We start from the raw sequence: 26,302 nt of genomic DNA on the forward strand, positions 1-26,302 counted from the left end.
CCTGCTAACCTGCCAGTCCGAATGCCATCAGGGAGATTATAAGGCTGAGGACGCCGACGAGGTCCATGGTGGCCGTGATGATCGGGATGCTGTGGTTGTCCGGGTCCAGGCCGAAGCGGTAGGTGCCGACCGAGGAGTAGTAGGCCACAACTATCGCCGCGGTCGTGGCGATCAGGCCCCCGAAGAGGCTGACGGCGATCATCGTCGTGAGTCCCGGACTCTCCAGCCCCGTGAGGGTGCCCAGGACGTGCGTCAAGCTGCCGACGAAGGCGAAGACCCCGGCGGCGAAGATGTAGACCAGGTTGAAGTCCTGGAAGGTCGCGAGGGGAGGTAGGCGCCGGGGCTCCAGGAGGCCCAGGTGCAGCTTGGAGGAGAGCCGGCTGGCGAGGATGCTGCCCAGAGCGCCGCCCTGCTGCAGGAAGGCCGGGACCAGGACGAGCAGCGCCGGGAGCGTCACGAACGCCTCCAGCCGGCTCTCCAGCGTCATACCCGCCAGGACGAGCACGGTCCCGGAGAGGGTGAGCACCGGGAGGCTCTCGTTCACGATCCGCCGCACCCCGGGGGCGCTGCGGCGGAGGCCCCGGTAGAACGCCGCGGCGGCCAGAGCGGCCAGCACGGCCGCCACGATCTCCGGCACGAACGGCACCCCGATGAGGAAGGTGACGGCGAAGAGGGAGGGGAGTGTGACGATGTCTCCCGAGGCCGTCACCATCGGGGCGGCGATGTTGTCCAGATCCCAGCCGCGCCGGACGCTGAGGCCGGCCACCACGATGGTTATCGTCATTACCACTGCGCCGGCCAGCAGGCCGCCCAGGGTGGAGATTACGATGTAATCCAGAACCGAGAGCTCGGTGGCTACCCCGAGCAGGTCCGAGAGGTAGCGAGCGAGGAAGGCCAGGATGACACCGGTCGTCAGCGAGAGGATGAGGGCGACCTCCACATTCTCCCGCAACACGCCGCCCCGGCGCAGGTCGAACCGGAAGAGGCCGGTGTGGATAGCGGTCCCGAACCGGCTTCCCATCGCGCCGAAGATCGCGCCCCGCATCCCGATGGCCGCCGGTATGAGCACCATCAGCCCCGCAAGCTCCTCCAGCGTGCCCGTGATGGCACCGAGGAGCATCCCGGCGATGAGGTTGCCGGTGGAGGAGATGAAGAGCGCGGCGAACCCCTGGCGCAGCGACTCCCGCTCCCGGGTGAGGTAGCCCAGAAGGCGCGGCGCGGTGAGCGGCCTCCCGCGTCTCTTATCTGTCTCTGAGGGCTTCTCTGCGGTCACGCCGCCCTGTATAGCCGCTGACGCCCGCGCTGTAAAGCGTGGCGGGAGAGATAAAATGTCGCAAGGATGTGGATGGCCCACTCGCACGAGAGGAGACCTGAGCGATGCGGGTTGTGATCGTCGGTGCCGGAGAGGTGGGGTTCAGCACGGCCCGGATGCTCTCCGAGGAGGGGCACGACGTGGTCGTGATCGAGCAGAAGGAGGCGCTGGTCGAGCGGGTTTCTGGGCAGCTGGACGCTCTGGTCATCCCCGGCAACGGAGCCAGCCCGCGCGTGCTGGAGGAGGCCGGGGTGGGCAAATCCGACCTGCTCATCGCGGCTACCGACTCCGACGAGGCGAACATCATCGCCTGCATGGCGGCCAGATCCCGGGGCGTGCCCCGCACCGTGGCGCGCATCCACAACCCGGACTACTACGACCCGGAGGAGCCCTTCGCCCGGGACGTACTGGGCATAGACTTCGTGATCCACACCGAACAGATGGCGACCGAGGAGATCCGGGAGGCCCTGCTCGTCCCCGGCGCGGTGAACGTGGAGACCTTCGCCGGGGAGAGCGTGGAGGTCGCCGAGGTGATCCTCGCTGCCTCCTCACCGGCCGTGGGGAAGGCCGTGCGGGAGGTGCGGCTGCCCGAGCGCAGCCTGATCGTCGGGGTGGTCCGGAAGGGGGAGGCTCTGGTCCCCCGGGGAGACACGGTGCTGGAGGAGAGAGACCACGTCTTCCTGCTCGGGGAGCGGCGGCGCGTGCACGAAGTGGTCGAGGCCGTGGCGACGGATACGAAGCCGGTAAGGGAGGTCATGATCTACGGCGGCGGCAGGATCGGGCTGCGGCTGGCGCTGGCGCTGGAGGAGGTGGGCATCTCGGTGAAGGTTATCGAGAAGGACCCCGAACGGGCGCGCTACGTGGCCTCCCGGCTCCGCAAGGGGCTGGTCTTCCACGAGGAGGATATCTCCCGGGACTTCCTCCTGCAGGAGCGGGTGGATCACGTAGACGCCTTCGTCGCGGTAACCGCCGATGACCGCGCCAACCTGCTGGCCGCGATGTACGCCCGGCAGCTGGGCTCCCGGCTCACCGTGGCCGGGATCAGCCGGGGAGAGTTCGCCCCGCTCGCCGAGGCGCTGGGGGTGGACATCACCGTCTCGCCGCGGCTGCTGGCCGCCGGAGCCATCCTGCGCTTTGTGCGCGAGGGCGAGGTGGTGGCCGTCACCCTGCTGGAGAGCGGAGCCCAGATGATAGAGCTGCGGGTCCCCGAGGGGGCGAAGGTCTCCCGCGGTTCGCTGGCCGAGGTGAAGTTTCCTAAGGGGGCGATCGTGGGTGCGATCCGGCGCGGGGAAGAGATCTTGATCCCCACCGGTAGCGACCGGCTCAGGCCCGGGGACGGCGTGGTCGTCTTTACCGTTGAGTCTGCTGTGGATGAGGTAGAGCGGCTCTTTGCACCCTAAGGTCGTAGCCAACGCTCTCTGTGCCCTCCTGGCCGCAACCGGGCTCGCCATGCTGGTGCCCGCAGCCTACTCGGCGGCCGTCCGAGACGGCTACCTCTTCTACTTCCTGCTGCCCGCACTGGCGGGCGGGGCGGCCGGGATGCTGGGCTTCTTCGCCACCCGCCAGACACGGCCCTACGTCTCGATCCGGGACGTGTTCCTGATCGTGTCCCTGGGATGGATCGGGGTGGGCGCGGCCGGCTCGCTGCCCTACGCGCTCTCCGGGTTCATGCATCCGGTAGACGCCTTCTTCGAGGCGATGGCGGGCTTTACCACGACCGGGGCCTCCACGGTGGCCGTGCCGGAGGAGACGGCCCCTTCGATCCTCTTCTGGCGCAGCCTGACGCAGTGGTTCGGCGGCATCGGGATCGTGGTGCTCTTCGTGGCCGTCGCCCCGCTGGTGGGTTTCGGGGCCACGCAGCTCTACACGGCGGAGCACACCAGCCCGGTTCCGGAGCGCCTCACGCCCCGCATCCGCGACACGGCCAAGGTGCTGGCCTACATCTACCTGGGTCTTACGGCCGGCGGGGTTGTGGCGCTCTCTCTGGCCGGGATGAGCCTCTTTGACGCGGTGAACCACGCGCTGACGACCGTGGCCACCGGCGGCTTCTCCACCCGCTCGGATTCGATAGCCGCCTTCGACTCCTGGGCCGTGGAACTGGCCATCGTGGCCGGCATGGTGCTCTCCGGGACGAACTTCGCCCTCTACTTTCAGGTGGCGCAGGGCCGCTTCGGGCGGGCGATCCTCAACCACGAGTACCGGGCGTACCTGGGAATAATGCTCGCAGGCACGCTCATCGTGACCGCCGCGCTCTTCGCCTTCGATTACCGGGACTCGATCTCGCAGTCTTTCCGGGAGGCGCTGTTTCAGAGCGCGAGCCTGCTTACGGGCACGGCCTTCACTACCGCCGACTGGAACGCTTGGGACCCGCTCTCGCAGGGGCTTCTGATGCTCTTTATGGGGATCGGGGGGTGCGCAGGCTCTACGAGCGGCGGCATCAAGGTCGTGCGGGCGGTCTTTCTGGTACGCAACGCCGCGCAGGACATGCTGCGCATGGTGCATCCGCAGGCCGTGACCCCGATGAAACTCGGGGACCGCACCGTCCCGGAGCGCTTCCGGGTGGCGTTTCTGGGCTTCTTCTTCGTGTACATCGCGACCCTCGTCACCGGGACGCTGCTCATGACCCTGGAGGGGATCGAGCTCTCCGCCGCCTTCGGATCGGTCTACGGCTCCCTCAATATCACGGGGACTGCGCTCGGCCCGGTGGGAGATGCGGAGTTCTACGCGGCGCTCTCGGCTCCGGCGAAGCTGCTGCTCACGTTCTTCATGCTGCTGGGGCGTCTGGAGTTGTTCACGGTGCTGGTGATCCTTACCCCCGTCTTCTGGCGCAACTAGCGTGGTCTCGGAGCTCGTCATCCGGGTGAGCGCAGGTGTGGTGCTGGCGCTGGGGCTGGCGCTGCTCTCCCCGCTTGGGGTCTCGCTGCTCTACGGCGACGGTTCCTGGGCGAGCTTTCTCTTCCCGGCTGCGGCCATGATCGCGATCGGCGGGGCGGGCCTCTACGCTACGCGAGGACTTGCAGCCCGGAAGCTGGAGTTCGTCTCCAACCGGGACGTCTACCTCTCGGTAACGCTGGCCTGGGTCCTGGCGGCGCTGCTGGGCGGCGTCCCGTTCTTGCTGGACGGCACGTTTGGGAGCCCCCTGGATTCTACCTTCGAGGCGATGAGCGGCTTCACCACGACCGGGGCGACGCTGCTATCGGAGATCGAGGCCGAGACGCCCTCGATCCTCTTCTGGCGCAGCCTGACGCAGTGGCTGGGCGGCATCGGGATCGTGGTGCTCTTCGTGGCCGTGGCGCCCACCCTCGGGACGGGGGCGGCGCGGCTGCTCGGAGCCGAGGTCTCAGGACCGACCCGGACCCGGTTCACGCCACGCATCGCGGACACGGCGAAGGCGCTCGTCGGTATCTACCTCGCCCTCTCGCTCGCCGAAGTGGTGGCGCTCCTTCTGGCCGGCATGGGCCTCTACGACTCGGTTGTGCATACCTTCGCTACCGTCGCCACCGGCGGCTTCTCGCCCAGAACGGCCTCCATCGGTTTCTACGACTCTGTGGCGGTCGAAGCGGTCCTGATCGTCTTCATGGCCCTCTCCGGGGTCTCATTCTCGGTCTACTACCTGCTCTACTCCCGCCGCCGGCTCGACGCGGTACTGGACCGCGAGCTCGTGACCTACCTCCTGATCCTGCTCGGGAGCATCTTCTTCGTCTGGGGCATACTCGTCCTGCAGGGCGACTACGCAGGCGAGCCGGCGCGCGGTTTGCGGGATGCGGCGTTCACGGTGACCAGCATCATCACCACGACGGGTTTCGTAACGGCGGACTTCGACGGGTGGGACACGGCGGCCAAGCTGACGCTCGTGCTGCTGATGTTCGTCGGGGGGTGTGCGGGATCTACGGCGGGAGGGATCAAGGTCATCCGCGCGATCATAGTCTTCCGCACCGTGTTTCAGGACGTCTTCCGGATGGTGCACCCGCAGGCGGTCACCCCCCTGCGGCTGGGACGCCAGATAGTGCCCGAAGCGGTCCGGCTGGCCGTGATGGGGCTCTTCGCCGCCTGGATGCTGACCTTCGCAGCGGCGACGTTCCTGGTCTCGATCCAGGAGGAACTGGACCTCGTCTCCTCCGCCACGGCGGTCGCCGCCACGCTGAACGTCGTGGGACCAGGGATGGGAGCCGTGGGAGCCACCGAGAGCTACGAGGTCGTCAACTCCTTCGGCCGCCTCGTGCTCACCGGCTGCATGCTGCTGGGACGGCTGGAGCTGTTTACCGTCTTCGCCCTCCTCTCACCCGCCCTCTGGCGGCGCTGAGAGCGCCGGTACCAGAGCTCGCAGCCCGGCACTGATTCTCTCCGGCGGTATGCCGCGCACCCGCCGCTGATGGTAGTAGAGATCAACATCCAGCGGGGCCAGAAGCGCTATGGCCAGATACTCCACATCCAAATCCCCGGGGATCTCACCCTCCCTCTGAGCCGCCCTTAACAGCGCCAGCACCACCGCCCGCCGCCACTCGTAGGCCGGACTCGACATCTGCTCCAGCCGCCCCGGACCGGAGAGAGCCTCGTGACCACCGTAGAAGAGGTCCAGATGCTCCTCCATGAACCACACCAGCCGGTCCAGAAAACGCCGCAAACGCTCCACCGGACCTCCACCCCCGGAGACCTCAGCCAGCGCCTCCCGCTGAAACTCCCGCGTTGGCTCGTCCAACAGCGCATGACAGAGCGCCCCCTTGTTGGGAAACCTCCGGTAGAGGGTGCCCTTGCCAACCCCGGCCACCCGCGCAATCTCAGACATGCTCACCCGCGTCACCCCGCGCTCCGCAAAGAGCCGCCGCGCCACCCGCAGAATCCGCCGCCGGTTGCGCACGGCGTCGCTCCGCTCACCCTCCGGAGCCGCCGGACGCCCGGCGTAGTCCAGCTCCCAGCGCTCCTCTCTCGAACCTTCGGAGATCCCTCTCACTCCTTCAAAAAGCCTTGACACCCCGAGTCTACAGCTTTACCCTTGATCAGGAAAGCGGACTAGAGTCCGTTTATTGTAGGAGGTTTTACGAAAGGAGTATTTTTAGAGATGGATGGTTTGCGGGTTGCTGTTATCTACTACAGTGCCACCGGGAACGTGTACCGGCTGGCGCGGGCCGTTGAGGAGGGTGCGAAGTCGGTTGGGGCGGAGGTACGTTTCCGCAGGGTACGGGAGCTGGCGCCTGAGGAGGCTATAAAGAGCAATCGGGACTGGCACGACCACTATCTGCGGACCCGGGAGGTACCGGAGGCCGGGTTGGAGGATCTGGAGTGGGCCGATGCGGTCATCTTCGGGACGCCGACGCGTTTCGGGAACGTTTCGGCGCAGCTCAAGCAGTTTCTGGACACTACCGGTCCGTTGTGGGCTGAGGGCAAGCTAGTGGACAAGGTGGCCGGGGGGTTCACCAGCGCCCAGAATCCGCACGGCGGGCAGGAGACCACGTTGCTCAATCTCTTCACGACGCTCTATCACTGGGGGGCGGTGGTTGTGACGCCGGGGTACAGCGACGAGGCTGTCTTCGAGGCTGGCGGCAATCCCTATGGCGCCAGCAGCACGGGCACGGAGGAGGGGCCCGGCGAGCGGGAGCTGGCTGCGGCGCGGTATCTCGGCCGCCGGGTGGCCGAGACGGCTGCGGCGCTCCGGCGCAGTCGCGCGGCCTGATCTCCGAATGTGGGAGAAGGAGCCCGGGGGTGTGCCTCCGGGCTCCTTCTCTTATCCGGCCCGTCGAGCGTATTGTGGTGAGCGATGGGCGGGGGACTCTGTTAATCTGAGAGGCGCGACGGATACCATGGTGGGTATATGATCAGCGGGACACACACCTTCCTGCCGACCGAGCGGGTGCACTTCGGGAGCGGCAGTCTGGAGCGGTTGCGCGAGGAGGCCGCCGGGTACGGGCGGGCCTTTGTGGTGGCGAGCCGCACCCTGAACGAGCGCACGGACCTCGTACGCCGCGTGGAGGCGGTGCTCGGAGAGGCACACGCGGGTACCTTCGACGGCATAAGTCAGCACACGCCCGGGAGTGCCGTCGAGCGGGCGGCGGAGCTCGCTGCGGGCTCCGACCTGCTCGTGAGCGTAGGCGGCGGGAGCGTCATAGACGGAACCAAGGCCGTTGCCGCGCGTCTGGGGTATCCGCGCCAGGTCGCGATCCCCACCACGCTCTCCGGGGCCGAGTGGGCGCATCGCGTGGGGGTGACGGACGAGCGGGTCGGGCGCAAGAGCGGGTTCGCCGATCCCCGGGCCGTGCCTCCCGTCGTCGTTCTGGACCCGGCCGCCACCTCTCACACCCCGATGGAGCTCTGGCTCTCGACCGGGATCCGGGCTCTGGACCATGCCATCGAGGGCTTTCTGGGGCGGGGGGCGCACCCTGTCACCGATGTGCTCGGGCTGGAGGGCGCGCGGCGGCTCTTCGAGTACCTGCCGCGCAGCAAACGGGACCCTGGGGACATGGAGGTGCGGGCCGAGTTGCAGATTGCGGCCTGGATCTCCTACTTCGCGCCGTTCAACACCCCCATGGGCCTCTCGCACGAGCTGGGACGCAGGATCGGGGCCAGCTACAACGTTCCGCACGGGGTCACCTCCTGCATCACGCTCGCGCCCACGCTGGAGCGGGTCAAGGACGAGGTGCCCATCGGCAAGTGGGAGGCGCTGGCAGAGGCGCTCGGCGGCGAGCCCGACCGGCGGGTCGCGGAGCTCGTGCGGAGCCTGGAGCTGCCCGACAACCTGCGGCAGTTCGGCATCCCCGGCGAGGATCTGGAGCCCATCGCGCGCGAGTTCGGTGCGGCCGCTGACGACGCCCGGGCGATACTGCACCGGGCCTGGTAGGGAGGGGAGCAGATGAGCGTAATCAGGGGCATCCATCATCTCACCGCCGCATCCTCCGATGCGCCGCGCACGGTGGACTACTACACGAACCTGCTGGGGCTGCGGCTGGTCAAGAAGACCGTCAACTTCGACGATCCGGAGAGCTATCACCTGTACCTCTCCACCGATGAGGCGGGCTCGCCCGGCACCCTCATAACCTTCTTCGAGTGGCGGGATCTGCCGCGCGGCCGGTGGGGCATAGGGAGCACCCACCACCTCGCCTTCGAGGTGGCCGGCGAGGAGGAGCAGCTCAGGTGGAAGCGCCGCATCACGGATGCCGGCATACCCGTCAGCGGACCCTACGACCGGCAGTACTTCAAGAGCATCTACTTTACCGACCCGGACGGGCTCATAATCGAGATCGCCACCTCCGGCCCCGGGTTCACCGTGGATGAGCCGGAGGAGGGGCTGGGACGGAGCGACCTCATGCCGCCCGGGCCTCTGATGCGCGGCAACCGGGACGAGGCGAAGATAGCGCAGACTACCTGGCCGGAGCCGGTAGAGGAGATAGACCCCGGCATGAGGCTGCGGGGCATACACCACATCACCGCCGTCGCTTCGGACATAGAGCGCACGCACGAGTTCTACGCGGAGAATCTGGGGCTCAGGCTGATCAAGCGCACCCGCAACTACGACGACCCCGGCGCGCCGCACTGGTACTGGTCGTCCGATCCGGCCGGCAGGCCCGGCACGGTCGTAACCTGCTTCGGATACCCGGCGGGAAGCATGCGCCGCTCCCGGATGGGGACCGGGCTTACGCACCACTTCGCCTTCGAGGTCGAGGACGACCTGGCGCAGCGGGAGGTGCGCGAACGCCTGCTGGGAAACGGCGTGCAGGTCACGGAGGTTCTGGACCGGCGGTACTTCCGCTCCATCTACTTCCGGGACCCCGACGGGCACATACTGGAGGTCGCCACCCGCGGCCCCGGGTTCGCCGTGGACGAACCGGAAGAGACGCTCGGACGAGAGCTCAAGCTCCCGCCCTGGCTGGAGGACCGGCGGGAACAGATAGAGCGCTCGCTCGTCCCGCTGTAGCGGCGGCGCCGGTCCGCCGGTGGTAGAGTGCAGGCGTGCGACGGAGCGCAGAGCACACTACCGCCGGCTTTCTGGAAGACCTGAAGCTGCGCCCGGTGGTGCCGGCAGTGCGCGGGAACGAGGCGGCTCTGGAGTCGGCTCTCGCCGGCGACTACGCCGCCGTCTTCGTTCTGGGAGGCGATCCCTTCCGGCTCATAGAGCGCGCCGGCCGGCTTGCCCGCCGGCCCCGGATCTGCGTGAACCTGGACCTGGTCGGCGGAGTGGCGGCGGATGCCGCCGGCGTGCGGTTCCTGGCGCGCCATCTGGATGGCGTCATCTCCACCCACCGGCACATAATCGAGCTCGCCAGGTCCGCCGGGGTTATGACCATCCAGCGGCTCTTCGCCATAGATTCGGTCGCCGTGGAGCGGGGGCTGAGGCTCGTCAGGAAGACCGGCCCGGATCTGGTAGAGATCCTGCCCGCCCTCGCCTACCCGGAGATAGCCTCCCGCTATCACGAGTCGCTCTCCCAGCCCGTGCTGGCCGGAGGGCTGCTGAAGGAGATCGGGTGCGTCCGGGAGATACTCGCCGCCGGCGCGGTCGGCGTTTCGACCAGCCACGAACCGCTCTGGCGCTTCACCCTTGACAAGAGAAGCCGTACCCGGTAGTGTTCAATTGAAAAACGCAATATAAGTTGCGCGGGCGTAGAGAGACGAGAGAGAGCCTCGCACGGAGCAGACAGGAGCTTTCCCGGCTTGGAGGAAGCCTCTTCTCCGTGCGGGGCTTCGCGATTACAAGGGGGTGGTGTTACGGGGCTGGATCTGCTGCAGGGAAGGAGCTTCAAGAAGAGCAGAGGAGAAAGGACGGAGTGAATGGCGGGTGACTACGTACTGGCCATAGATCAGGGGACGACCGGGACGACGGTCCTGATTTTCGACCGCGAGGGGGCTATCCGGGGGAGGGCGTACTCGGAGTTCACGCAGCACTATCCGAGGCCGGGCTGGGTCGAGCACGATGCGAACGAGATCTGGGACGTCTCCATGCGGGTTGTGGGGGCTGCGCTGGGAGACGCCAAGATCTCCGCCCGCGAGCTGGCGGCCATAGGCATCACCAACCAGCGGGAGACGACCGTCATGTGGGACCGGGCGTCCGGCGAGCCGGTGGCGAACGCCATCGTGTGGCAGGACCGGCGCACGGCCCCGACCTGCGACGAGCTGAAGGAGCGGGGGCTGGAGAAGACCTTCCGCGACAAGACCGGGCTCGTCATAGACGCGTACTTCTCCGGCACCAAGGTCAAGTGGTTTCTAGACAACGTGGAGGGGTTACGGGAGCGGGCCAAGCGCGGGGAGATCGCCTTCGGGACCATAGACTCCTGGCTCGTGTACAAGCTCACCGGTGGCGAGGTGCACATAACCGACTACTCCAACGCCTCGCGCACGCTCATGTACAACATCTACGATCTCGAGTGGGACGAGGAGATCCTGAACATCCTCGGCGTGCCGCGCGAGGTGCTTCCCGAGGTCAAGCCCAGCTCCTACATCTACGGCCGGACCAGCCCCTCGGTCTTCTTCCAGGCTGAGATCCCGGTCGCCGGCATCGCCGGCGACCAGCAGGCGGCGCTCTTCGGCCAGGCCGCCTACGAGGAGGGGCTCGCCAAGAACACCTATGGGACCGGCTCCTTCGTCCTGCTCAACACCGGCACCGAGGCCGTCCCGAGCCGGGAGGGACTGCTCACCACCATCGCCTGGGGCATCGGGGACGAGCCGGTGGAGTACGCGCTTGAGGGCGCGATCTTCATCACCGGCGCGGCCGTGCAGTGGCTCCGGGACGGGCTGGAGATAATCCGGGATGCTGCGGAGACCGAGGAACTTGCCAGAAGCCTGGACTCCAACGACGGCGTGTACTTCGTGCCGGCGCTCGTGGGCTTGGGCGCTCCGCACTGGGACGCTTACGCGCGCGGCACCATCGTCGGGATCACGCGCGGGACCACGAGGGCCCATCTGGCCCGGGCCGCGCTGGAGAGCATGGCGTACCAGACCCGGGATGTGGTGCGGGCGATGGAGCGCGACTCCGGCATCCGGCTGCGGGAGCTGCGGGCCGACGGCGGGGCCGTCGCCAACACCTTCCTGATGCAGTTCCAGGCCGACATCCTCGGCGTCCCGGTGGAGGTGCCCGAGATCACGGAGACCACGGCCCTGGGTTCGGCGTATCTGGCGGGGCTCGCGACCGGCTTCTGGGAGAGCCGGGAGGAGCTGGACGCCCGGTGGAAGCTCCAGCGGCGCTACGACCCGCAGATGGACGAAGGAGGGCGCGAACGTCTGCACAAGGACTGGCTCAGGGCGGTAGAGCGCGCCAAGGACTGGGACCGGGAGGAGTAGGGCGATGAAGAAGATCATCAACGCTCCGGAGGACGTGGTCCCGGAGCAGCTCCGGGGTATGGAGCTGGCACGCCCGGATCTGCTGCGGTACATGCCCGAGGCTAACGTGCTCGTGCGCGCCGACGCTCCGGTCGAGGGAAAGGTGGCGCTCGTCTCCGGCGGTGGCTCCGGCCACGAGCCGGCGCACGGCGGCTTCGTAGGTCCGGGGATGCTGGACGCCGCCTGCGCCGGGGCCGTCTTCACCAGCCCGACTCCGGACCAGATGCTGGAGGCGACCAAGGCTGTGGACGGCGGGGCCGGGGTGTTCTACGTGGTCAAGAACTACACCGGGGACGTGCTCAACTTCGAGATGGCCGGCGAGCTCGCCCAGGCCGAGGGCATTGAGACCGACTACGTCGTGGTCGACGACGACGTCGCGGTCGAAGACTCCACCTACACCAGCGGGCGGCGCGGCATCGCCGGGACCATCTTCGTGCACAAGATCGCCGGGGCGGCCGCTGAGGACGGGAAGGACCTGGCCGGGGTCAAGGAGATCGCGCAGAGAGTAAACGCCAATGTACGCAGCATGGGCATGGCGCTAACCAGCTGCATCCCGCCGGAGCGGGGCGAGCCCATCTTCGAGATCGCCGACGACGAGATGGAGATCGGGATGGGCATCCACGGCGAGCCCGGCACCGAACGCAAGAAGATAGAGCCTGCAAACAGCGTCGTGGACGAGCTGGCGGCTAAGGTTCTCGGCGACGACGTGGACTTCACGCAGGGAGAGGTGGCCGTAATGGTCAACGGGCTCGGCGGGACCCCGGTCATGGAGCTCTATATTGCCTACGCGCACCTGGCGGATGTGCTCAAGCGCGAAGGCGTAAACGTCTACCGGTCGTTCGTCGGGGAGTACATGACCTCGCTGGAGATGGCGGGCTTCTCCATCACGCTGCTCCGGCTGGACGACGAGATGAAGGGTTATCTGGACGCGCCCTGCCGGGTGGCCGCCGGCCGGCCGTTCTAGAGAGGGCTGCAGGTGTCAGGCTTCGGGTGAGAGCCGCGGCCTGACGCCTGTGCCCTTACCGACGACTGAAAGGAGTGGAGAGTGGAGCTGTACATCGCCGAGTTCGTCGGCACGATGATCCTGGTTCTGCTCGGCGACGGGGTCGTCGCCGGCGTCCTGCTGCGCCGGTCCAAGGCGGAGAACGCGGGCTGGATCGTCATAACCTTCGGGTGGGGAATGGCGGTCGCCATCGCCGTCTACACCGTCGGGCGCATCTCGGGGGCGCACATCAACCCGGCGGTCACGCTCGGGCTGGCGTCGGTGGGCGCGCACGACTGGGCGCTGGTGCCGGGCTACTGGATCGCCCAGATGCTCGGCGCTTTCACCGGGGCCGTGCTGGTCTTCCTGCACTACCTGCCGCACTGGAGGGAGACCGAGGACCCGGATCTGAAGCTGGCCGTCTTCTCTACCGGTCCGGCCATTCGCAACCCGGTCACCAACTTCGTGGCCGAGGTCATCGGCACGGCCATGCTGCTCTTCGGCGTGCTCGGCATAAGCGCCAACGCCACCGAGATCGAGACCGCCGCGGACGTGGACCTCTCGGTCGTGTTCGCCACGGGCATCGCGCCGCTGCTCGTAGGGCTGCTGGTGCTCGTGATCGGGCTCTCGCTCGGCGGGCCCACGGGGTACGCCATCAATCCGGCGCGGGATCTGGGGCCGCGCATCGCCCACGCCATACTCCCGATACCCGGCAAGGGCGGATCGGACTGGGGATACTCCTGGATCCCGGTCGTCGCGCCGCTGGTCGGAGGTGTGATCGGAGCCGTGCTCTTCGAGCTTCTGATCGGGAGTTAGGTCGCCGGAGAGGGTGGTATAACGGTTGCCGGAAGGCCGGCACGGGCCTTCCGGCAGGTATTCTGCGCGAGCGGAGGAGAGACTTGAGCGCCACACAGAGCACACTCGAGATTGTGAGGCACATGGCCGCGGCGATGGAGGAGCACCGCCGGTATCTGACGCAGCTCGATGCGGCCATCGGGGATGCCGACCACGGCACGAACATGCACCGGGGGTTCCAGGCCGCGCTGGAGCGCCTGAACGGTGCGGACCCGGACACGCCCGCGGATGTCCTGAAGGCGGTCTCCATGGCGCTCATCAGCAAGGTCGGCGGCGCGGCCGGGCCGCTCTACGGTACGGCCTTCCTGCGCGCGGCGGGCGTATTGGGGGGAAAGGGCGAGCTCTCGGCCGCGGACCTTGCCGCGGCCTTGGAGGCCGCGCTGGAGGGGATCAAGCAGCGCGGGCGGGCGGAGGAGGGGCAGAAGACCATCGTGGATGCGCTCGCCCCGGCCGTGAGGGCCGCCCGCGAGGCAGCAGACGGCGGCGGGAGCCCCGAGGAGGTGCTGCGGAGCGCCGCGGAGGCGGCCCGGAAGGGAGCGGAAGCGACCGTGGAGATGGAGGCGAAGAAGGGCCGTGCCAGCTACTTGGGCAAGCGCTCTATCGGGCATCAGGACCCCGGAGCTACCTCCACCTATCTCCTGCTGGACGCTGCGGTGCGGGGGCTGGAGGGATAGTTTGGTGAGCTTGGTGCTCGTCTCGCACAGCCGCAAGATCGCCGAGGGCACCGCGGAGCTCGTGCGCCAGATGGCGGGCGAGGAGCTGAAGATCTCCGCCATCGGCGGGGACCCCGAGGGCGGTCTGGGCACCGATCCGGACGAGATCCGGCGTGTCCTTGAGGATTCCGGGGGAGAAGACGTGCTGGTGTTCATGGACCTCGGCAGCGCCGTCATGTCGGCTGAGGCCGTGCGGGAGGAGCTTAAGCCGGAGCTGCGCGGGCGGGTGCACCTGGTGGACGCGCCCTTCGTGGAAGGGGCGTTCTCCGCCGGGGTTGCGGCTTCGGCGGGCTCCAGTGTTGAGGAGTGCATCGAGGCCGCAGCCGAGGCGAGGACCGAGTCGAAACTGCACTAGAAAGGCGCGTTCAGGTATGAGCAGGCAGATTCCGCAGGGGATAGAAGGTTACGGGTTCGATCTCATCGTCGTGGGTGCGGGCATCAACGGCGCGGGGATAGCGCGAGACGCGGCCATGCGCGGCCTCAAGACCCTGCTGCTGGATAAGGGCGACGTCTCCAGCGGCACCACGATGTGGTCCACGCGGCTGATCCACGGCGGCCTGCGCTATCTGGAGTACTTCGAGGTCTCCCTGGTGCGCGAGTCGCTTAAAGAGAGGGAGATCCTGCTGCGCGTGGCTCCGCACCTGGTTCATCCGCTGCCGTTCTTTATCCCGGTCTACGAGGGAGACCGGTGGGGGCCGTCCATCGCCTTCGAATACGGGCCTGCCTCCCTGCTTCAGAGGCACAACCTGCTTCTGGTCAGGCTCGGGATGATCGCCTACGACATCCTCTCTTACGACAAGAGCCTCGAGAGCCACCGGATGTTCGGTCGGGAGGAGGCGCTGGCGTACATGCCCGGCGTCAATCCGGAGGGCCTCCGGGGCGCCGCCCGCTACTTCGATGCCCAGGTGGAGTTTCCGGAACGGCTGACGGTCGAGAACGCCGTCTCCGCCCGGGAGCACGGGGCTGTGGTCATCCCGTACGCCCGTGTGGACGGGTTTTTGCGCGAGGGCGACCGGATAAGGGGCGTCGAGTTTGTAGATGTCCTTAGCGGCGGTCGGCACACCGCCCGGGCTCCGGTCGTGGTGAACGTGGCCGGGCCGTGGGTAGATGAGGTGCTGCTGGGGCTGGACCGGCCCTCGCCGCGCCTCATCGGAGGTACGAAGGGGAGCCACATCGTGGTCGAGGCTTTCCCCGGAGCTCCCAGAGAGGCCATCTACGTCCGGGCCACCGACGGCAGGCCGTACTTCATCGTGCCCTGGAACGGGCGGTACCTCATCGGTACCACCGACATCCACTACGAGGGAGATCTCGACCACGTGGTCGCCGGCGACGAAGAGATAGACTACCTCATCGGGGAGACGAACCGGGTCATACCCGCGGCCGGCCTTGCGCGCGGGGACGTCCTCTACGCCTACGCCGGGGTGCGGCCGCTGCCCTACGAGCCCGGGAAGTCCGCCGGACAGATCACCCGCAGCCACATCATCCGCGACTACGCCCCGGAGCTGGAGGGGCTGATCTCGATCGTGGGCGGCAAGATTACCACCTACCGCAACCTCGCCCGGGAGACGGTAGATATGGTGCTCAAGAAGCTCGGACGCCCCGATCCCGGCTGCCGCACGCAGGACGTTCCCCTGCCCGGGGGCGGCGAAGATTTCGAGGGTTTCGCCGCGGACTTCAAGGCCGGCAGTGGTCTCGGTGAGTCTCTGGCCTCCCGGCTGCTGCGGATCTACGGCGTGCGCGCCCCGGAGGTGCTCGCCCTCTCCGAGGGGGAGCCGGATCTGCGGATGCCGCTGGCCCCCGACTCCGACGTCATCGGGGCGGAGGTCCTCTTCGCCTTCCTGAGCGAGCTGGCCAGCTCGCTCACGGACTTCATGATGCGACGTTCGATGGCCGGCTACGACTCGCACGTGGGGCTGGGCGTGGACCGCGCGGCCGCGGAGATCGCCGGGAGATATCTCGACTGGGACGGAGAGCGGATCGAGAGGGAGGTGCGCGAATACCGCGAGTACGTCCGGCGCTTCCGGCCGCGAACCGAGATCCCCGCCGCCTGACCGGCGCTCCCGGCTTGACCGTGGGTTCCGGTGCGGCGAAAATACCCCGAGCCCTGAACGCACCGCGAGAGAGGGCTGCGGATTCAGGCTAGAGAGGGGAAGAGATGGAGCAGGCACGGGAGCAGTGGGGAACCCGGGTAGGATTCCTCCTGGCCGCGATCGGCTCCGCGATCGGGCTCGGGAACATCTGGCGCTACCCGTACGTGGCCTATGAGAACGGCGGCGGGGCCTTCCTCATCCCCTACTTCATCGCTCTGGCCACGGCCGGAATCCCGATCCTGATCCTGGAGTACGCCCTCGGGCACAGCACCCGCGGCTCGGGGCCGAAGGCGTATCGCAGCATAAGAGAGCGCTGGGAGTGGCTCGGCTGGTGGCAGCTGGCGGTCTCGTTCGTGATCGCCACCTACTACATGGTCATCCTGGGCTGGGCGCTCAGCTACACCTACTTCGCCATCGGCACCCAGTGGGGCGAAGATACGGACGCGTTCTTCTTCGAGAGCTACCTGGGCGTCGGGGAGGAGTTCTGGTCGCTGGGCGGCATCCAGCTCAGCGTGCTCGTCCCGGTGCTCATCATGTGGGCCGCGGTCTACTTCGTTCTCCTGCGCGGCGTACGGCGAGGGATCGAGCTCGCGAGCAGGATCCTGATGCCGGTGCTGGTCATCATGCTGATCGCCATCGTGATCCGGGGCGTCACCCTGCCCGGCGCCGCCGAGGGGCTGAACGTGCTCCTGACCCCGGACTTCTCGGCGCTGCTGGACGGGACGGTCTGGATAGCGGCCTACGGGCAGGTCTTCTTCACCCTGAGCATCGCGTTCGCGATCATGATCGCCTACTCCAGCTACCTGCCGCGCCGCACCGATCTCTCCAACAACGGGTTCATCGCCGCGCTCTCCAACTGCAGCTTCGAGTTCCTGGCCGCGCTGGGCGTCTTCGCCGTGCTCGGCTTCCTGGCCGTGCAGCAGAACGTGGCGGTGGACGAGGTGGCCACCAGCGGTATCGGGCTGGCGTTCATCGCGTTTCCGAGCATCATCAACCAGTTCCCGGCTCTGAACTCGCTCTTCGGGGTGCTCTTCTACGGCTCGCTGGTCTTCGCCGGCTTTACATCGGCCATCTCGATCCTGGAGGCCATCATCTCCGGCGTGCGGGACAAGTTCGGCCTGAGCCGCACCGGGGCGGTCAACCTGGTCTGCGGGGCGGCGTTCCTGGTGAGCCTGATCTACACCACCGGCGGCGGCATCGGCTTCCTGGATATCGTGGACCACTTCATAAACAACTACGGGCTGGTGCTCTCCGGGCTGGTTCAGGTCCTCCTGGTCGGCTGGATCGCCCGCGAACTGCCGCGCCTGAGAGATCATATAAACCGCGTCTCCGACGTGTACGTCGGCGCGTGGTGGACGATCTCGCTCCGCTTCATAACCCCGCTGATCCTGGGAGCCGCCACGGCCTACAATATCTACGAGGAGCTCTCGGCGGCCTACGGCGACTACCCGGTGAGCGCGCTCCTGACGCTGGGCGGCGGCGTCGCCTTGGGAGCCGTGATAATAGGCTTCGTACTGTCCATGCCCAGATGGCGCGGCACTGAGACGACCGGCTGAGGAGGAGAGAGGTTGAGCACGAGCGCGTGGGTGATGTTCTTCATCGGGGCCGGGGGGCTGTGGGGGGGGCTGATCTTCTTCATCATCTACGCCCTCAGATCTTCCAGAAGAAGCGACGGCAGCGGCTGGGGCGACGAAGGCGGATAACCCCGCGTGCGCCGTCTGGAAGCGCTCAGCCGGCTGGCCGGGCGATACTTCGCCCTCTGGGTCCTGCTCTGCTCCGGGATCGCCTACCTCTTCCCGGACGGGTTTACCTGGATCGCTCCCTACATAACCCTCCTGCTCGGCGTGGTGATGTTCGGGATGGGACTGACCCTGGAGCCGGTAGACTTCAAGATGGCGCTCTCCAGACCCCGCCCCATAGCTATCGGCGTCGCCGCTCAGTACGTCATCATGCCGACCGCCGCATTCGTCATCGCCGTGCTGCTGCGGCTGCCGCCCGAACTCGCCGCCGGACTGGTACTGGTCGGTGCCTGCCCGGGCGGAACGGCCTCGAACGTGATCGTCTACCTCTCCCGCGGCGATGTGCCGCTCTCGGTGACGATGACCTCCATCTCCACCCTGCTCGCCCCCGTAGCCACCCCCCTCATAACGCTGCTGCTCGCCGGACAATGGCTGCCGGTGGACCCCCTGGCCATGTTCCTCTCAATAGTGCAGGTGATCATCGTACCCGTCACACTCGGCGTCCTGCTGCGAAGCTTCTTCCCGCAGGCCGTGCAGCGCAGCGTCCGGGTCGTGCCCCTCATCTCGGTCGTCGCCATAGTGGCAATCATAGCCGCCATCATCGGCCTGAACGTAGACACCATCGCCACCGCCGGAGCCGTACTGTTCACCGCCGTTGCACTCCACAACCTCTTCGGACTCCTGCTGGGATACCTCACCGCCCTCCTCCTCGGCCTGGACGAAGCGCGCCGCCGCGCCATCGCTATCGAGGTGGGAATGCAGAACTCAGGACTCGGCGCCGCCCTCGCCACAACCTACTTCACCCCGCTCGCCGCCCTGCCCGCCGCCATCTTCTCCGTCTGGCACAATATCTCCGGCTCCCTGGCCGCCACCCTCTGGTCCCGCAGACCCGCCCGGAAGAGAGTCGTGTAGAATAAGATTAGTTCTTGATCCTGTTTAAGAGAAGGACTCTGCGGGTAAAGAGCAAGGATGCAGGAGTAGGAAGCGGATCTGGTGAGAAGGAGGTTCCGACATGGAGACGAGGGGCACGCAGGACATACTCGCCGAGGAGAACGCGGCGAAGCGCGAGGAGATCATCGAGCTTCTGAAGAAGGCCTACTGGATGGAGATCGAGACCGTGATGAACTACATCACGAACTCGGTCAATCCGGATGGGGTTCGGGCGCAGGAGATCATCGAGTCGCTGGAGGAGGACATACAGGAGGAGCTGGGGCACGCCCAGCAGTTTGCGCGGCGGATCAAGGAGCTCTACGGCGTGGTGCCCGGATCGATGGAGTTCGCCGCGGAGCAGCGCTTCCTGCAGCCGCCCGAGGAGCAGACCGACGTGGTGCACGTGATCAAGGGCGTCATCGAGGCCGAGACGGCGGCCATAGAGCACTACAACAAGATCATCGAGGTCACCGACGGCATCGACTGGGTGACGCAGGACATGGTTATCGAGATCCTGCACGACGAGCAGGGTCACCGGCGGCTCTTCGAGGGCTTCCTGCGCGAGTACAAGGCCGAGGGGCTGGCCTGAGGTCGGTTTCCGGCCTCTCTCCGGGCCCGGCATTCGCTTCGGATGCCGGGCTTTGTGCTGTAGAATGATTCGGCCCGGGCGCGGATTCCGGCTGCGGGCTGAGGGTTTTTGAGGTGGCGTATTTCGGTCGGATACTGGTTGCGGTGGACGGTTCGGAGGCGGCCGGGAAGGCGCTGGTGCGTGCTGCGCAGAGCGCGCGGGCGCTGGGGATGAGGCTGCATCTGGTCTCCGTGGCCGAGATGCCATTCATCCCGGATATCAGCGTCGGCGGGATTCTGGGCGATATGGGGGCCTATCAGGAGGGGCTGGAGGAGATGCTGGCCGAGGCCGCCGCCGAGGCTGCGGAGCACGGGGCCGAGGTTGAGGACTCGGTGGTGCTGCAGGGCAGTCCGGCGGAGGCGATCGTGGACCGGGCCGAGCGGGTCGGCTACGACTACATCGTGCTCGGGCGGCGGGGGAAGGGGCTTCCCATGCGTTTCCGGCTCGGCTCCACGACGCACAAGGTGGTGGCATATGCGCCGTGTGCGGTGGTCGTGGTGCCGCGGGAGGAGGATACACGGTCCAATCTGCGGCGCATGCTCGTGGCCACCGACGGCTCGGAGGCGGCCGAGAAGGCGGTAGGCCGGGCGATACAGCTCGCCCGCGCGTTCGATAAGGAGCTGCATTTGTTGGCCGTCGCTCAGGGAGTGCCGGACGCCGCCCGGGGCGCGATGCGGGCGGCCTACGAACAGCAGCGCGAGATGCTCGCCCGGCTGGTCGAGCGCGACGTGAAGTGGGCCGAGTCCGAGGGGGTGGAGGTCGTCGACGGGCGGGTTCTGGAGGGCAATCCTGCGGACGCGCTGCTATGGGACATAGAGGAGGTCGGCTACGATTTCGCGGTGCTCGGGCGCCGGGGTGGTGGCCTCTCCAGTCGTTTCCGGCTCGGCTCCACGACGCACAAGCTCATCTCCTACGCGCCGTGCAAGATCGTGGTCGTCACCCCGAAGGATCCCTGGAGGCTGGAGCGGAGAGGGGAGGGGTAGCCCGCTCTCCGGGTTTGAGCACCAGGCGTTCGCGGGTTGCGAGCTCTGCCATCCTCCGCTCGAAGACCATCGGCCGGTAGCGGGCGGTGAGCCAGAAGGGGAGCGCGTCGTCGTAGTGCGGGCTAGCCACGTTGCCCGACTGGCCCGGGACGACCAGGCTGCGGGAGTTCTCCCAGTCGCCGGTGTCTATGAGCTGGCGGTAGGTGGGAGCGGTGGTCACCGCGTAGTGGTCTCCCTCCGGCACGGAGGCTGCCTGCCAGAGGGTGAAGGCGTCGCCGCCCACCGGATATCCCGTCCGGTTCAAGAGGCTTCCGAGGGGCTTCACCACGCCCAAAGTATGGGGGAAGTCCGCCCGGTGCAGCGCGCCCCAGCGCCAGCGGCCGGGGTCTGCGCCCAGCCGCTGGCGCAGCTCGGAGACGGTGTCCGAGAGGAGCTCGCGCAGTGCTTCGTTTGCGTCCGGGCGCTCTTTCAGTTCTCTGAGAGCCTGAGGCGCGGTGCGGGCCAGCAGGAGGTTCCTTACCGCCGGGTCTATGAGCCGGACCGGCCTTGCGGCGAGCCCGGACCCGGCGCGGTGGATCAGCCGCTGCAGTGCCAGACCGGCGACGGCTCCGGCGCGGCTGCCGGCGGTGAGGTGCCCGTCCCAGCTCTCGAGCTCCCGCATGAGGGCCGGCGGGACGTCCTCCGCAGGCTCGATCCGCGCCAGCATCCCGGCCAGGCGGTGCGCCGGTTCGGAGTAGAGGTCGGCTTGCATGCGGCGGAAGCTCTCCAGCGTGTGCCGATCGGTACCCTCCAGCAGCCGCCGGATGCGGCGGGCGCGGTAGCCGGGGTCGTACTCCCCGGGGATGTAGTCCGGGTGGTTGCCGGGGTACGGAGGGTTGTTGGCCGACGAGACGTGCCCGGAGCCGGGGTTCAGGACCTTCGGCAGCCGGTCGAAGGGCACGTAGCCCTCCCACTCGCAGCGGCCGCCGGAGCCCGGAACGGGGCGGTCACCGAGGTGCCCGGAGCGCTTCGGCACCGGACCCGCCAGGGCGTACCCGATGTTGCCCCGCCGGTCGGCGTATACGAAGTTCTGACCCGGCACGCTCCAGTGCCGGAGGGCGTGCAGGAACTCGCGCCAGCTCCCGGCCCGGTTCAGGGCCAGGACGGATTCCAGCATCCGGTCCGGCTCCGGCGTCGCCCAGCGCAGTGCCAGCTCCTCTCCGCCCCCGGTTACGTCCGTGATGACGGGTCCGTGGACCGTGGTGCGCACCCGATGGGAGACCGGCTCCCGGCGGCCGCGCACCTTTACCTCTTCCTGGCGCACCTCGGCCTTGCGCCACTCGCCCCGGAAGCTGTAGAGAACGGGATCGTCCGGGTGGAAGCGCTCGATGTACAGGTCCTGCACGTCGGTGAGGGCCGCCGTCACACCCCAGGCTATCTCCCGGTTGTGGCCGATGAGCACGCCCGGAGCGCCCGGGAGCGTAGCTCCGACCACCCGGTAGCGACCGGCGTAGAGCCCGAGCTCGTACCAGAAGCCGGGGATTCCGAGACGCAGGTGCGGGTCGCTGGCGAGCAGGGCGCTGTCGCTCGCGCTACGTGAGGGGGCCACGGCCCAGTTGTTGGACCCGCCGCCGGGTACGGTCTGCGGGCCGCTCCAGGAGGAGCGGGACTCCGGGACGGCCGCACCCGGGGAGCGCAACATCTCGGAGTACCAGTTGGTGGAGAGACCCCAGGCCATGACCAGCGACCACGCCGCCACGTCCGGCGGGGCCCACGGCTCGGGCTCGTGGCGCAGGAGCCGGAGCTCGGGCGGCAGGGGGCCGGTCTTCAGGTAGGCGTTGATCCCGGCGGTGTAGGAGTGCAGGATCTCCAGGATCTCCCGCGAGGCGCGATCCACCGCAGCGTGGGCGATACCGGGCAGGTTCAGGGTGCGGAAGAGAAGGTCGAACTCCAGGACATCCTCTCCCAGCAGCTCGGCCAGGCGTCCCATGCCGGTGCGGCGCTGGATCTCCATCTGGAAGAGCCGGTCCTGGGCGTGGACGTAGCCCTGGGCGAAGAAGAGGTCCCGTTCGTTGCCGGCGAAGATCTGGGGCACCCCCCAGCGGTCGCGCAGCACCTCCACCTCGCCCTCCAGGCCGTCGAGGCGCAGCTCGCCGCTCGTCTGCGGCAGGGTGGGCCGCAGAGCCAGCCGGATTAGACGCTCCAAGAACCCTGCCGCCAGCTTCCGGATAGAATTCATGCCTTAGAAGTTTAGCAGCAGGACGTCTGCCGGGTTACCATGCCCGCAGGTTCGTGGAAGAAGAGAGGGGATGAGGTTGGCTACAGAGGCGGAGCAGAGCGTGGAGGTGCTCACCTCGGGCGCGATGGCCGGGATCTGGGAGTGGACTCGCTCCCAAATCCCGGCTGGTACCCGGATCTTCGACGCCCACGCCCACATCGGGGTGGATGTGGACGGGCGGCGGATGACCGCCGACGGGATGCGGAGCCGGATGCGGGCGGCCGGGGTGGAGCGCAGCATCGTCTTCCCGCTCAACGACCCGAACGCCAGAGAAGACTTCTCCGAACCCAACGACGTCGTCTGGGACGCCTACGAGAGGCACCCGGAGTTCTTCGTGCCCTTCTTCCGCCTGAACCCGCACTACCCGTACGAGAAGGAGTTCGAGCGCTGCGTGGAGCGGGGCTTCGCCGGGCTCAAGCTGCACCCGGTCTCTCAGGACTTCGAGCTGGACGACCCTCCGGTGCTGCGCCTCTTCGAGCTGGCGGCAGAGGCGCAGCTGCCGGTCCTCATACATGCCGGATTCGCGATGGAACGGGTCGTAGAGCCGCTCCGGCGTGCCTTCGAGCGCGCGCCGGACCTGCGGCTCATCATCGGACATGCGGCGATGGTCGAGCTGGTCGAGGCCGCGCGGGCTTTCGGGGATGTGCCGAGCGTGATCTTCGAGACATCCGTTGTCAGCGCCCACGACCTGTACGTTCTTTTTAACGTGATCTCCCCGGAGAAGGTCTGCTACGGCTCGGACATACCCTACGGCGACCTCCCCTCGACGCTGCACTCGACGCTCGCGGCGGCCCGGGCCGCCGGGCTCTCGGACGCGGAGATCTCCGGCGTGCTCTGCGGGAACATCGGGAGGTGGCTCGGGTGAGCGGGGTCTCCGCCCGGCTCAGGACCGGACATCTGCTGCGGCTGTGCCGCTACCTCGACATGGCCATCATCTCCATGTGGGCCTCCTCGGGGCGCGCGCACCGGACGCTCGGGATGGCGCAGGCCTGCGCCGGCGAGACGCTGCCCGGCGGCGCCGAGGAGGAGACACTGGGGAAGGTCCGGGAGCTTCTGGCCGAGGCGCGCGAGTTCTACCGGGCCGGGGACTTCGCGCCGGCGATGGCCCGGATGCGGGTCGCGGCCGATCTCTGCTCGCTCAGGATCATAGAGCTGGCCGGGGAGCGGCGTTGAAGCCGCCGGAGGACGTGCCGCTCGCCGCGGTCCGGCGCGGCGAGATCCTCGAGAGCGTCCACCGCGGGCGGCTGGTCGTCGCGGATGCGGCAGGAGAGGTGCTGCGCTTTGCCGGAGATCCGGACGGCTACGTCTGTCTCCGCTCTGCGGCCAAGCCGATACAGGCCCTCCCCACCGTCTTCACCGGCGCGGCCGGCGCGTACGCCCTCACCGGCGAGGAGCTGGCCGTCACCTGCGCCTCGCACGGCGGCGAGCCGCGGCATGTTGCCGCCGTGCGCTCCATCCTCAAGAAGGCCGGGCTGAGCGAGCGGCACCTCCGGTGCGGCGGCCACCCGCCGCTGCACGCTCCCTCTGCGCGGGATCTGTTCCGCTCCGGCGGGGAGCCCTCCGCCGTCCACGACAATTGCTCCGGCAAGCACGCCGGGATGCTGCTGGCCTGCGTGCACAACGGCTGGGACGTGGGAAGCTACCGCAGCCCGGACCATCCCCTGCAGCGCCTCGTGCTGAGGACCGTGGCCCGCTGCTGCGGCGCAAAGCCGGAAGAGGTCCGGATCGGCGTGGACGGCTGCGGCGTCCCGGTCTTCGCCTTGCCCCTGAGAGGACTGGCCGCCGGGTTCGCCAGACTGGCGACCGGGAATGGGCTGCCGGAAGATCTCGCGGAGGCCGCTGCGCGGGTGCGCGCGGCGATGCGGGCCCATCCGTTCATGGTCGCCGGGACCGGCCGGCTGGATACGGAGGTCATGCGGGCTGCCGATCTCATCTCCAAGGGTGGGGCGGAGGGCGTGCTCGCGGTCGGAAGCCCGGAGGGATGGGGGCTGGCGGTCAAGGTCTCCGACGGCGCGGGGCGGGCCGCGGGTCCGGCGGCCGCCGCGGCGCTCGCGGAGATGGGCGTGAAGCTGCCCCGTACCGGAGCCCTCTCACCCGGTATAACCAACCGCAGCGGCGAGGTGGTGGGAGCTCTGGAGATCCTCTTCTAGCCCGCCCGGTGGCCCGGGTATACAATCCCGCCCATGGACTATGCGGAGCTCGGCTGGCAGGAGGCCGTAGTGCTCGGCTGCGCCCGGCAGGAGGGGGTGCTGGAGGCTCTCTCCGGAGAGCCCCGGGCCCCGGAGGAGGTCGCGGGCGCGCTCGGGATGGACGTCCGGGCGGTGCGCACGCTCCTCGGGGCGCTGGCCGAGATGGAGATCCTGGACGAGGAAGAGGGGCGGTTCCGGCTGCGCGAGGAGCACCGGGGGCCGCTCCTGGACCGCCGGCACCCGGAATACGCCGGCGGGAGCGTGGTGCACCGCTTCGGTATGATCCGGAACTGGAGCCGCATGCCGGAGGTTCTGCGCAGCGGCGAGCCCGTGCGGGACAACGCCGCGCGGGAGGAAGAAGACCTGGACGCTTTCATCTTCGCCATGCGCCGGAGGGCTAAGGAGGGGGCCGGGGCGGTTGCATGGGAGCTCTGCTCCCGGCTGCCGGAGAACCCCCGGATACTCGACGTCGGTGGCGGGCCGGGGACGTATGCGGAGGCTTTCGCCCGCCGGGGTGCGGAGGTGACGGTGCTGGATCTCCCGGAGGTCGTGGAGTTGATGCGCGAGTACCTGGAGGCCGCCGGGGTGCGGGGTGCGGGCGGGGACTTCAACGAGTCCCTGCCCGAAGGGCCGTTCGAGGCCGCCTACCTGGGGAACGTCTCCCACATCTACGGACCGGCGGAGAACCGGGCGCTCTTCCGGCGGGTCCGGGGGGTGCTCGTGCCGGGCGGCGTGATCTGCATCCGGGACTTCGTGCGCGGGGTGAGCCGGGGGGCGGCTATGTTCGCGGTGAACATGCTCGTGCACACACGGTCCGGCGGCACGTACTCGGCGGAAGAGTACCGGAGCTGGCTGGAGGAGGCCGGCTTCGAGGGCTTCGAGCTTGCGCAGGCCCCGGCGGGGGAGGCACACCTCATCTTCGCCCGGAGGGCCTAGGGGGTCATGGCAGCTCCCGGTCCAGGCGTCGCAGCAGCTCCCGCAGGTTGCGGCGGTTCTGGCCCAGGTCCCAGAAACCCACCCGCGACTCGCTCCCGGCCGTAAGGTAGCTCCCCGCCGGATGCTCCTCTACCCGGATCCGGACCTCGTCCACGAAGCGGAAGACGCGCGTCCTGCGGGTAGCCCGGATCCCGCCGGCGCCCGAGACCTGCAGGGACCAGCGGGGAAGCTCCCGCACCGCCTTCTCCGCCGCCCGGAGCACCTCGTGCGGCGGGTGGCGGTAGAGCCTCTCGGTATGTGCCGAGTGCAGCTTCCGCAGCCTCCTGCGCATGGACCAGATTATATATCCGGGTATCTGGGGGATTCCCCGGCATGATAACCTAGAA

General features: G+C 68.1%; 26 protein-coding genes. 22 read left to right on the plus strand and 4 right to left on the minus strand.

Annotation, left to right across the window (positions count from 1 at the left end; translation table 11 throughout):
- Nucleotides 1-4: 4 nt before the first annotated feature.
- Nucleotides 5-1,273: a magnesium transporter gene (locus E0L93_RS05455; RefSeq protein ID WP_132689585.1), complete on the minus strand. Its 1,269-nt coding sequence runs from the start codon at nt 1,271-1,273 to the stop codon at nt 5-7.
- A gap of 104 nt (nt 1,274-1,377) precedes the next feature.
- Between E0L93_RS05455 and trkA the strand changes: the two genes are divergently transcribed.
- Genes trkA through E0L93_RS05470 form a run of 3 tightly spaced genes read left to right on the plus strand, consistent with a single transcriptional unit; the run spans nt 1,378 to nt 5,615 of the window.
- A complete protein-coding gene (gene trkA / locus E0L93_RS05460; RefSeq protein WP_132689587.1) occupies nt 1,378-2,712 on the plus strand; it encodes a Trk system potassium transporter TrkA in 1,335 nt (444 codons plus the stop codon).
- Nucleotides 2,702-4,147 carry a TrkH family potassium uptake protein gene (locus E0L93_RS05465; RefSeq protein WP_132689590.1) on the plus strand — a complete coding sequence of 482 codons (1,446 nt, stop codon included), beginning with the start codon at nt 2,702-2,704 and terminating at the stop codon, nt 4,145-4,147. The genes trkA and E0L93_RS05465 overlap by 11 nt, the downstream gene beginning before the upstream one ends.
- A gap of 1 nt (nt 4,148) precedes the next feature.
- Nucleotides 4,149-5,615, plus strand: a complete 1,467-nt coding sequence (locus E0L93_RS05470; RefSeq protein WP_132689593.1) for a TrkH family potassium uptake protein — start codon at nt 4,149-4,151, stop codon at nt 5,613-5,615.
- On the opposite strand, the gene E0L93_RS05475 is transcribed toward E0L93_RS05470, so the two are convergent.
- Entirely contained in the window at nt 5,592-6,263 is a 672-nt protein-coding gene (locus E0L93_RS05475; protein WP_165874181.1) for a TetR/AcrR family transcriptional regulator, read from the minus strand. The genes E0L93_RS05470 and E0L93_RS05475 overlap by 24 nt on opposite strands.
- A 108-nt stretch (nt 6,264-6,371) precedes the next feature.
- Here E0L93_RS05475 and wrbA point away from each other — a divergent pair, with 108 nt between their 5' ends.
- From wrbA to E0L93_RS05550, 15 genes are all read left to right on the plus strand, one after another.
- Nucleotides 6,372-6,983: an NAD(P)H:quinone oxidoreductase gene (wrbA, locus tag E0L93_RS05480; protein WP_132689598.1), complete on the plus strand. Its 612-nt coding sequence runs from the start codon at nt 6,372-6,374 to the stop codon at nt 6,981-6,983.
- 138 nt (nt 6,984-7,121) lie between these two features.
- Entirely contained in the window at nt 7,122-8,144 is a 1,023-nt protein-coding gene (locus E0L93_RS05485) for an iron-containing alcohol dehydrogenase (RefSeq protein ID WP_132689601.1), read from the plus strand.
- Nucleotides 8,145-8,156: 12 nt separating this feature from the next.
- On the plus strand, nt 8,157-9,218 hold the full coding sequence (locus tag E0L93_RS16275; RefSeq protein ID WP_132689603.1) for a VOC family protein: 1,062 nt from the start codon (nt 8,157-8,159) through the stop codon (nt 9,216-9,218).
- A 35-nt stretch (nt 9,219-9,253) separates the two neighbouring features.
- Nucleotides 9,254-9,865 (plus strand): glycerol-3-phosphate responsive antiterminator, encoded by a 612-nt coding sequence (locus E0L93_RS05495; protein ID WP_132689606.1) that lies wholly within the window; start codon nt 9,254-9,256, stop codon nt 9,863-9,865.
- Between the two features lie 204 nt (nt 9,866-10,069).
- On the plus strand, nt 10,070-11,575 hold the full coding sequence (gene glpK / locus E0L93_RS05500; RefSeq protein WP_132689609.1) for a glycerol kinase GlpK: 1,506 nt from the start codon (nt 10,070-10,072) through the stop codon (nt 11,573-11,575).
- Nucleotides 11,576-11,579: 4 nt separating this feature from the next.
- A complete protein-coding gene (dhaK, locus tag E0L93_RS05505; protein ID WP_132689612.1) occupies nt 11,580-12,578 on the plus strand; it encodes a dihydroxyacetone kinase subunit DhaK in 999 nt (332 codons plus the stop codon).
- A gap of 81 nt (nt 12,579-12,659) precedes the next feature.
- On the plus strand, nt 12,660-13,412 hold the full coding sequence (locus E0L93_RS05510) for an MIP/aquaporin family protein (RefSeq protein ID WP_132689615.1): 753 nt from the start codon (nt 12,660-12,662) through the stop codon (nt 13,410-13,412).
- 83 nt (nt 13,413-13,495) lie between these two features.
- Complete coding sequence (dhaL, locus tag E0L93_RS05515; RefSeq protein ID WP_243638123.1) at nt 13,496-14,125, plus strand: dihydroxyacetone kinase subunit DhaL; 630 nt, start codon at nt 13,496-13,498, stop codon at nt 14,123-14,125.
- Between the two features lie 4 nt (nt 14,126-14,129).
- Nucleotides 14,130-14,519: a dihydroxyacetone kinase phosphoryl donor subunit DhaM gene (gene dhaM / locus E0L93_RS05520; protein ID WP_207890345.1), complete on the plus strand. Its 390-nt coding sequence runs from the start codon at nt 14,130-14,132 to the stop codon at nt 14,517-14,519.
- Nucleotides 14,520-14,535: 16 nt separating this feature from the next.
- A complete protein-coding gene (locus tag E0L93_RS05525) occupies nt 14,536-16,215 on the plus strand; it encodes a glycerol-3-phosphate dehydrogenase/oxidase (protein WP_132689620.1) in 1,680 nt (559 codons plus the stop codon).
- Nucleotides 16,216-16,319: 104 nt separating this feature from the next.
- Entirely contained in the window at nt 16,320-17,810 is a 1,491-nt protein-coding gene (locus E0L93_RS05530; RefSeq protein WP_132689623.1) for a sodium-dependent transporter, read from the plus strand.
- A gap of 12 nt (nt 17,811-17,822) precedes the next feature.
- Nucleotides 17,823-17,957: a MetS family NSS transporter small subunit gene (locus E0L93_RS05535; RefSeq protein ID WP_132689625.1), complete on the plus strand. Its 135-nt coding sequence runs from the start codon at nt 17,823-17,825 to the stop codon at nt 17,955-17,957.
- Between the two features lie 6 nt (nt 17,958-17,963).
- Nucleotides 17,964-18,905: a bile acid:sodium symporter family protein gene (locus E0L93_RS05540; RefSeq protein WP_132689628.1), complete on the plus strand. Its 942-nt coding sequence runs from the start codon at nt 17,964-17,966 to the stop codon at nt 18,903-18,905.
- 100 nt (nt 18,906-19,005) lie between these two features.
- Nucleotides 19,006-19,512, plus strand: coding sequence for a ferritin-like domain-containing protein (locus E0L93_RS05545; RefSeq protein ID WP_132689630.1), 507 nt, complete (start codon nt 19,006-19,008; stop codon nt 19,510-19,512).
- Nucleotides 19,513-19,625: 113 nt separating this feature from the next.
- Entirely contained in the window at nt 19,626-20,534 is a 909-nt protein-coding gene (locus E0L93_RS05550) for a universal stress protein (RefSeq protein ID WP_132689633.1), read from the plus strand.
- Here the strand turns inward: E0L93_RS05550 and E0L93_RS05555 are convergent.
- The gene (locus E0L93_RS05555; protein ID WP_165874182.1) at nt 20,488-22,719 is read right to left on the minus strand and encodes a penicillin acylase family protein; all 2,232 of its coding nucleotides are present in this window, start codon (nt 22,717-22,719) and stop codon (nt 20,488-20,490) included. The two genes, E0L93_RS05550 and E0L93_RS05555, sit on opposite strands and share 47 nt — an antisense overlap.
- Before the next feature lie 103 nt (nt 22,720-22,822).
- On the opposite strand from E0L93_RS05555, the gene E0L93_RS05560 reads away from it, so the two are divergent.
- The 4 genes from E0L93_RS05560 to E0L93_RS05575 are packed head-to-tail and all read left to right on the plus strand — an operon-like array spanning nt 22,823 to nt 25,916.
- Nucleotides 22,823-23,656, plus strand: coding sequence for an amidohydrolase family protein (locus E0L93_RS05560; RefSeq protein WP_132689637.1), 834 nt, complete (start codon nt 22,823-22,825; stop codon nt 23,654-23,656).
- Nucleotides 23,653-23,964 carry a hypothetical protein gene (locus E0L93_RS05565; RefSeq protein WP_132689640.1) on the plus strand — a complete coding sequence of 104 codons (312 nt, stop codon included), beginning with the start codon at nt 23,653-23,655 and terminating at the stop codon, nt 23,962-23,964. Before E0L93_RS05560 ends, E0L93_RS05565 begins: the two co-directional genes overlap by 4 nt.
- Entirely contained in the window at nt 23,961-24,941 is a 981-nt protein-coding gene (locus E0L93_RS05570) for an asparaginase (protein WP_207890346.1), read from the plus strand. Before E0L93_RS05565 ends, E0L93_RS05570 begins: the two co-directional genes overlap by 4 nt.
- A gap of 33 nt (nt 24,942-24,974) precedes the next feature.
- Nucleotides 24,975-25,916 (plus strand): class I SAM-dependent methyltransferase, encoded by a 942-nt coding sequence (locus E0L93_RS05575; RefSeq protein WP_132689642.1) that lies wholly within the window; start codon nt 24,975-24,977, stop codon nt 25,914-25,916.
- 4 nt (nt 25,917-25,920) lie between these two features.
- Here E0L93_RS05575 and E0L93_RS05580 read toward each other — a convergent pair whose 3' ends face one another.
- Nucleotides 25,921-26,247: a DUF1499 domain-containing protein gene (locus E0L93_RS05580; RefSeq protein WP_132689644.1), complete on the minus strand. Its 327-nt coding sequence runs from the start codon at nt 26,245-26,247 to the stop codon at nt 25,921-25,923.
- Between the last annotated feature and the right edge of the window lie 55 nt (nt 26,248-26,302).

The sequence above is a fragment of the Rubrobacter taiwanensis genome (assembly GCF_004337705.1).
Classification (GTDB): Bacteria; Actinomycetota; Rubrobacteria; order Rubrobacterales; family Rubrobacteraceae; genus Rubrobacter_C; species Rubrobacter_C taiwanensis.